This window comes from Streptomyces sp. H27-C3 (assembly GCF_030063415.1).
In the GTDB taxonomy this organism is placed as follows: domain Bacteria; phylum Actinomycetota; class Actinomycetes; order Streptomycetales; family Streptomycetaceae; genus Streptomyces.
The window spans coordinates 138,829-146,048 of record NZ_JASITA010000019.1; the positions used below are offsets into that span (position 1 = coordinate 138,829).

Genomic DNA, 7,220 nt, shown 5'->3' on the forward strand with positions numbered 1-7,220 from the left:
GATCGTGGTCCGGTCCTCGCCGATGAGCTCAGCGGCCGGGCACGGACCCCACGCCGGCGGGTGGACCGCCCGATACGGCTTCGGCGTACAGCGCCCAGATTCGGGAGGGGTGGCCGTCACCGAGGTTCTTGAGGGGGACCTGCTTCTGGGACTTGGCGTCCTCGCCGAAGAGCCCGATCGAGGTGATCAGGTCCGGTGTGCCGCCGATGAACCACTCAGCCTTCCCGTCGTCGGACGGACCCGAAGTCCCGGTGACGGCCCGTCCACTCTCGCTCGCCCTCGGAGGAACGACAAAGGCGCGGTTCTCCATGTCGCGGGTCAAGGAGGTGGCGAGGAGGGAGTTGATCAGTTCGGCGGCGGGGGGACTGATGGCAGGGCCGCCCACTGCCTTCGGCAGACGAGTGCGCTCGTCTCCCCGCTGCGCCGATTTCACGATCGACGGAGTGACCTTCTTGCCCTCGTTGCTGAACGAGGCGTAAACACCGGCCATTTCCAGCGGAGCGGCCCCCATCAACCCGAGCGACGTCGCCTGCGGTGACGCGAAGCCGCTCGGATCCGTACGCATGCCCAGACTCTCGGCGGTCCGCCTGACGGCGGCGGGACCGACGTCGTACTTGCCATTCACCTTGCCCTCCGCCGAGGTGGCCAGGGCGACCGGTTCGAAGGTGACGCCGGCCTGGTAATCGGAGCGGGTCGCGTTGTTGAGGTAGTGCCGGAAATAGTCGCGGCCGCCGTAGAGCGCCAGAATGCGCCCGTTCCTCGGGTCCATCGAGACCGCCCCGGCCTGCCGGTCGGGATCCGGCTTCCGTGCGCCGGACTTGGGGCTGCGGCCTCCGGCGGCAAGTCCCTTTGTGACCGCACGCTCCAGTGCCCGCTGCTTGGCCGGATCCACATGGAGAGTGATCTTCCAGCCGCCGCCCGCCAGTTCCTGCTCGCTGACGCCCGCGTCCACCAGCTCCCGCCTCGCGGTGTCCACCAAGTAGCCCGTCTGCCCCGAGAGGCCCGCGCCGGGCTTGGGGGCCGCCGGCTCGGGGAACGTCATCCGCTCGCGTTCCCCGTGCTCCAGCCAGCCTTCCTCGACCATGTTGTCGAGTACATAGCCCCAGCGCGCCTTCACCAGCCGCTTGCCCGCGGGGGCCGCTACCGCCCAGTCGTACTGGCTGGGCGCCTGCAGCAGTGCCGCGAGGTACGCGCCCTGCTCGACGGCCAGGTCCTCGACGTCCACGTTGTAGTACGCACGGGCCGCCGCCTGGACGCCGTACGCGAGCCGACCGTAGTAGCTGGTGTTCAGATAGCCCGCGAGAATGTCGTCCTTGGAGTCGTGCCGGTCGACCTTCAGCGAGATGACCAGCTCCTTCACCTTGCGGCTGACGGTCTGTTCCTGGCTGAGGTAGTAGTTCTTGACGTACTGGTGGGTGATGGTCGAGCCGCCCTGCTTCCCCTGGCCCGTCACGGTGCTGGCGATGCCGCGGGCGGTGCCCGTCAGGGAGATGCCCGAGTCGCTGTAGAAGCCCCGGTTCTCCGCCGCGACGAACGCGCGCTGTACGTCCTTGGGGACGCGGTCGAGCGGGACGTTCTCCCGGTTCACCTCGCCGGTACGGGCGAGGCGCGTGCTGTCGCTGAACAGGTAGACGTTGCTCTGGGCCTTCGACTGCGCGTTGGCCCGGGGGGTGTCGATGGCGATGTACAGGAAGGTGAAGCCCGCGCCTACCAGGACACATACGCTGAGGACCGTGGCGAGTGCCTTGCGCCAGGTGACGAAGCGGCGTCTCCTGGGCCGTCCGGCGGCTTTCGGCAGCCGGCGTCGGTGCTTGCCCGCGCCCTTGCCGCCGGTGTCTCGCGCAGCTCCGGCCTCTCCGGCCTCCCCGATCTCGCCGGCCCCATCGACTTCGACTTCGCCGACTCCATCGATGTCGCCGGTCCCGCCGACTCCGCCCGGCTTCCGCCGCTCCGCCGTCCGCTGCGGACTCCGGGTCGACGTCGATCCCCGGCTTGCCCTCGGCGCGGTCGCTCATCGCGGCGAACATCCACCCGTGCAGGTCCTCGACGCCGTCGCCGAAGGGTGCTTCCAGACGCTGGTTGGGGCCGACGGCGTAACCGTCCAAGGAGATGGTGAGGTTGTGTACGCGCAGCTTGGACACGGAGTACTCCTTGGTGCGTCCGGAAGGCAGCCCGCTGAGCCTATCGGCGGGACGCCGAAGGCTGTGCTCGCTTCCCCCCTTGCGTCGATCGAGGTACGGGCGGATCGACAGCTCGCTCCAACAATCCTTCCGGTCAGATCTTCCTGCGCTGAGACCGGTCAGGTCTTCCCGCGCAGAGATACGTCGACGACCTCGGCGATCGCGTTGGTGTAGCGCACGATGCCCGGCGAACGCACGGGACACGGGCGGGACTTCTTCGTGGTCGGGGCGAGACAGAAGTGCAGATGGTCGTCCTCGCGGTGCAGCGAGGTGAGCCCGCCCGTGCAGTCCCGCGCGCGGGCCCGCTCCTCGTCGTTGCAGGGCAGCTGTCTCGTCCAGGTGTAGCGGTCGCCCGCCGGGCTCACCTGCCGGCCCGCGTCCGCCACGGTATCCGGACCGGCCGCGGCCCGGGCCCGGTAGATGTTGTTGACCCGGCGGACCCGGGCCGGTGAGAAGGCGTCCGGAGCCTGCAGCACCCACACGATGCTGGGCCGGGGGATCCCGGCGTCGCGTGCCGCCGTCGCGATCTGTTCGGTGAGAGTCTTGGCGTCGGCCGCGTACCGCGTGTAGTACTGCGCGCTGCCGCCCTGGGGGATCGAGCCCATGCACGGCGTGTAGCCCCAAGAGTTTCCCCAGAACTGCAACACCACGACGCTCGGCCGTTCGGACTCGACCAGGGCGGCGGCCTTGTCCCGGGGCGGCACCAGGGAATCGTGCTGTGTCTCGGTCAGGTAGTCGCACAGGGTCGTACCGGAATGCGGCGCACTGTGCACGGTCGCCCGCCCGGTGGCGGAGACCCGGTCGGCGAGGGCTGCCTGGCTCTCCATGGCCAGGGAGTCCCCGAGGTACAGGACGCGCGATTTCTCCCGGGGCCGCTGTTCCGTCTGCTTCGGTGCCTTCGGGGTGGGCGTGCCCGGCCCGGATTCCGCGGACCGCTCGGCGGCGGGCGGACTGGGAGCGGCTGCCAGGGGAGCGCCGGGGGCGTCCGAGGGATCCGAGCAGCCGGTCGCCCAGAGCAGCGCCAGTACAGCCAGTGCAGCAACCCGTGCGTGCCTCACAGCAACTCCCTCCCGCCCGGCCATGAGGGACCACAGTGGACCCAGTGGGCCCAGAGGTCCAGACCGCGCACACGCCGATACGGGGCACGCGCTCAGGGGGACACGGGACGCCCATCGAGTCCCCCGAGGAGACTCGGGCGTCCGGGAAGTGTCAGGATGTCGGTATGACGAGCAAGGTTTACTTCGACATCACCATCAACGACGAGCCCGCCGGGCGGATCACCTTCGACCTGTTCGACGACGTGGTACCGCTGACGGCGGAGAACTTCCGCGCGCTGGCGACCGGCGAGAAGGGCTTCGGCTTCAAGGGCTCGTCCTTCCACCGCGTCATTCCGGACTTCATGCTCCAGGGTGGCGACTTCACCCGGGGCAACGGCACCGGTGGCAAGAGCATCTACGGCGAGAAGTTCGACGACGAGAACTTCAAGCTCAAGCACACCAAGCCGGGCCAGCTCTCGATGGCGAACAGCGGACCGAACTCCAACGGCTCCCAGTTCTTCATCACCACCATCGTGACCTCGTGGCTCGACGGCAAGCACGTCGTGTTCGGTGAGGTTGCCGACGAGGAGAGCCTGAAGCTGGTCAAGAAGATCGAGGGCTACGGCTCCTCGAACGGCAAGACCAGCGCCAAGATCACCATCGCTGACTCCGGGGCGCTCTGACCAACTCCTGCCGGATTCACACGTGCCGGGGGGCGGCGATGTCTCGCCGCCCCCCGGCACGTGTGCGTAGAGCAGCACTCGGCGGCTCTTGGAGATCGGAGATGCCGCCGAGGTCATACGACGCCGGGGCCCAGCTCTCGCGGTCCGTACAGGGCGCCGTCCGTCCCGGTGGCGTGGGCCCAGTACCGGTCGCCGAAGGACCAGTGCCACCACTCCGTGGGGTAGTTCACCAGCCCCGCCGCCGTCAGGGCGGCTCCCAGGATCTCCCTGCGTGCGCGTGCCTCGTCGCCGATGCCGTCCGCGGAGGTGTAGCAGGCGTCCGCGCTGTCCTCCGGGCTCGCGTTCATCGGGGTGCCCAGGTCGAGCTCGCGTCCGTCCGCGTCGGCGAGCGTCAGGTCGACGGCGGCGCCGGCGCTGTGCGGCGCGATGTGGGGCGGCGAGACATAGCGGCTCGCCGCCGATGCGACCTGCTCGGCGGACCACTCGGGATGCGCGGTCCGCAGCTGACCTGCGTACTCCTCGAAATGGTGCCGCTGCAGGGACAGCGGCCCGTATCCCTCGACGTACAGCAGGCGCAGGCCGCGCGGCAGCGACGCCTGCGCCTTGACGAGCCGACCGAGGACGCCTTCGCGTAGATAGCAGAAGACTCCCGCAGGGTCCTCCGCGCGCATGTCGACCAGCAGCGACCCGTCGAGGCGTACGTCGACGGGGGCTTCACCGCACTCGCGGACAGTCACGCCGGCGACCCGGGGGTCCGACATCAGGATGATCTCGTTCATGCAGTGATCATCCCCGAGGGGCAGTGGTGCTCCCGTTGCCCGGGTGGGGGTCAGCGCGCGACGCGGCGTTCCGTGGCGGCGATGCGGAAGTCGTTGATGCTCGCGTACCGGCGCCGCATCAGACCGTTCTCGTCGAACTCCCAGTTCTCGTTGCCGTAGCTGCGGAACCACCGGTCCTGGTCGGTGCGCCACTCGTACTCGAAGCGGACGGCGATGCGGTTGCCGGTGAAGGCCCACAGCTCCTTGCGCAGGCGGTAGTCCAGTTCGTGCTGCCACTTGTCGCGCAGGAACGCCACGATCTCCGCGCGCCCGCTGAGGAACACGTCGCGGTTGCGCCACTCGGAGTCCTCGGTGTAGGCGAGGGCGACGCGCTCGGGATCCCGGCTGTTCCAGGCGTCCTCGGCTGCCCGGACCTTCTGCTCGGCGCTCTCGGCGGTGAACGGTGGGAACGGAGGCCTCTGGTCGGTCATCAACAACCCCATTCACAAGTGGAGAACGTGCGTTCTCTCGCTGATGGCAGTCTAAGAGAACGGCCGTTCTCGCGCAAGCTCCGCAGTGCGGCACTGGCGCGTCGCTCCCTGCCTGGTCCTCGGTGGCCGGGGGGTGCTGTCACATTCCGGCTACAGGGCAGGTGCGGGGGAGGGGCTGGGGCGGGGCGGGCCTAAACTCCTGGGCGCCGGATCATTGTGCGGGCCGGGTGAGGATGTCATGGCAGAACGCGCATCCATTGCGCCGTTTCGTGCGTTCATTGAGTCAGAGGCACTCTCATGTGACCGCACCACAGGGGTATTTGGGGTATTCATCTTGAAAATTAGCGTTATGAGCATGCGTCGTGCGTCCGCAGTGGCGATCACCACGGGTGCCGTTCTGTCGGCCGGGGTACTGACCACTCCGGCGCAGGCCGCTGCGGTCCCGGCGCCGAGCATTGTCGCCAAGGGCGGCTTTGTGATGAACAACGGCACGGGCAAGACTCTCTTCGGCAAGGCCGCGGACACCCGTCGCGCCACCGGCTCCACCACCAAGATCCTGACGGCCAGGGTTGTGCTCGCGCAGCCCAACCTCAACCTGGACGCCAAGGTCACGGTCCAGAAGGCGTACAGCGACTACATCGTCGCGAACACCGCGTCGTCGGCACGTCTGATCGTCGGCGACAAGGTCACGGTGCGTCAGCTGCTGTACGGGCTGATGCTGCCGTCCGGCTGTGACGCGGCATACGCGTTGGCCGACAAGTTCGGCAGCGGTTCCACGCGAGCCAAGCGTGTGAAGTCGTTCATCGGCAAGATGAACACCACGGCCAAGAGCCTCGGCATGAACAACAGCCACTTCGACTCGTTCGACGGCATCGGGAACGGCTCGAACTACTCGACGCCGCGTGAGCTGACGAAGCTGGCCAGCAGTGCGATGAAGTACTCCCAGTTCCGTACGATCGTGAAGACCAAGTCGACCAAGCAGAAGGTCACGACGAAGAGCGGCGGATACCGCTACATGTCGTGGGCCAACACCAACAATCTGCTCGGTACCTACACGGGCGCCATCGGCGTCAAGACGGGTTCCGGCCCGCAGGCCAAGTACTGCCTGGTCTTCGCCGCCACCCGTGGCAGCAAGACGGTCATCGGTACGGTCCTCACCTCTTCCTCGTCGGCGAACCGCACGGCGGACGCGAAGAAGCTGATGGACTACGGCTTCAAGAAGTAGCCCGATTCGGGCAGGCGAGAAGGGGCCGGCTCACGACCATCCAGTCGTGAGCCGGTCCCTTCGTTCTGTGCGGGGCGAGCGCCGACCCGGTGGGAGGCTCCCGCCGGGCGCGGTCGGCGGGCGCGGTGGACGATGAGAGCTGTGGACGACGTATGCAGCGCCGCCGAGCGCTTCCGCCATGGCATCGAGGCCTCCCGGGACAGCTGGCCTGACCTCGTGTATCTGCCGTTCAAGAGCTTCCCCGCCGGTACGTGCTGGCCCACGACCGTGCTGCTGGCCGACTACTTCGCCCAGTGCGGACTCGGCCGGTGGGACCAGTACCGCGGCGCGCGCACGGACCGGCAGACCCACGCCTGGCTGGAACGGGACGGTGTCCTGGTGGACATCACCGCTGACCAGTTCCCCGGCCGGGACCCTGTCATCGTGACCCGGGACCGCTCCTGGCACCACACCGTGTTCCCGTCCCCGCAGGGGCCCGAGCCCGTCCGTCTCGCGGACATCGGCAACGAGCCGGGCGAAGAGGCCAGGGCCCTGTACGCGGTCATCTGCCGATACCTGCGCTGAACACGCCCGGTATGAACACGCCCGGTACGAACGATCCCGGTGCGAACGGCCTCGCTGCGGGAGGGCTCGGTGTGAACGCCCTTGCGGTGGAAAACCTCGTGTGCCGAACGGTGCGCAACGCCAAAACCGCTCTTCACGGCGCATTTGCTGCCTAATACTGCAACCGTGTTTGGCGTGACGGTGGTTCAGGGCAGGGGTTGTGGCCTCGTCGTTTGTAGTGGCTGATGCGTGCCCGGTGTTGTGCTTGTCGTCGCCAGTGGGACCAGTGCAGGACATGGGTGA

At 68.1% G+C, this 7,220-nt stretch carries 7 protein-coding genes; 3 read left to right on the plus strand and 4 right to left on the minus strand.

The window, feature by feature from the left end; translation table 11 throughout:
* Positions 1 to 28: 28 nt before the first annotated feature.
* Both QMK30_RS20635 and QMK30_RS20640 read right to left on the minus strand, forming a co-directional pair.
* Positions 29 to 1,912 carry a transglycosylase domain-containing protein gene (locus tag QMK30_RS20635; protein WP_349362094.1) on the minus strand — a complete coding sequence of 628 codons (1,884 nt, stop codon included), beginning with the start codon at positions 1,910 to 1,912 and terminating at the stop codon, positions 29 to 31.
* A gap of 387 nt (positions 1,913 to 2,299) precedes the next feature.
* Positions 2,300 to 3,238, minus strand: a complete 939-nt coding sequence (locus QMK30_RS20640) for an SGNH/GDSL hydrolase family protein (protein WP_283519757.1) — start codon at positions 3,236 to 3,238, stop codon at positions 2,300 to 2,302.
* A gap of 164 nt (positions 3,239 to 3,402) precedes the next feature.
* Here QMK30_RS20640 and QMK30_RS20645 point away from each other — a divergent pair, with 164 nt between their 5' ends.
* Positions 3,403 to 3,900, plus strand: coding sequence for a peptidylprolyl isomerase (locus QMK30_RS20645; RefSeq protein WP_283519758.1), 498 nt, complete (start codon positions 3,403 to 3,405; stop codon positions 3,898 to 3,900).
* Positions 3,901 to 4,013: 113 nt separating this feature from the next.
* On the opposite strand, the gene QMK30_RS20650 is transcribed toward QMK30_RS20645, so the two are convergent.
* The gene (locus tag QMK30_RS20650; RefSeq protein WP_283519759.1) at positions 4,014 to 4,679 is read right to left on the minus strand and encodes a M15 family metallopeptidase; all 666 of its coding nucleotides are present in this window, start codon (positions 4,677 to 4,679) and stop codon (positions 4,014 to 4,016) included.
* A 50-nt stretch (positions 4,680 to 4,729) separates the two neighbouring features.
* On the minus strand, positions 4,730 to 5,149 hold the full coding sequence (locus QMK30_RS20655; protein ID WP_283519760.1) for a DUF1348 family protein: 420 nt from the start codon (positions 5,147 to 5,149) through the stop codon (positions 4,730 to 4,732).
* 349 nt (positions 5,150 to 5,498) lie between these two features.
* Here QMK30_RS20655 and QMK30_RS20660 point away from each other — a divergent pair, with 349 nt between their 5' ends.
* Together QMK30_RS20660 and QMK30_RS20665 are read left to right on the plus strand one after the other, a co-directional pair.
* Positions 5,499 to 6,374: a D-alanyl-D-alanine carboxypeptidase family protein gene (locus tag QMK30_RS20660; protein WP_283519761.1), complete on the plus strand. Its 876-nt coding sequence runs from the start codon at positions 5,499 to 5,501 to the stop codon at positions 6,372 to 6,374.
* A gap of 141 nt (positions 6,375 to 6,515) precedes the next feature.
* On the plus strand, positions 6,516 to 6,938 hold the full coding sequence (locus QMK30_RS20665; protein WP_283519762.1) for a hypothetical protein: 423 nt from the start codon (positions 6,516 to 6,518) through the stop codon (positions 6,936 to 6,938).
* Positions 6,939 to 7,220 lie beyond the last annotated feature (282 nt).

Coding starts and splice junctions, on each gene's coding strand:
- QMK30_RS20645 (WP_283519758.1), top strand. CDS start 3,403: ATGACGAGCAAGGTTTACTTCGACATCACCATCAACGACGAGCCCGCC.
- QMK30_RS20650 (WP_283519759.1), bottom strand. CDS start 4,679: ATGAACGAGATCATCCTGATGTCGGACCCCCGGGTCGCCGGCGTGACT.
- QMK30_RS20655 (WP_283519760.1), bottom strand. CDS start 5,149: ATGACCGACCAGAGGCCTCCGTTCCCACCGTTCACCGCCGAGAGCGCC.
- QMK30_RS20660 (WP_283519761.1), top strand. CDS start 5,499: ATGAGCATGCGTCGTGCGTCCGCAGTGGCGATCACCACGGGTGCCGTT.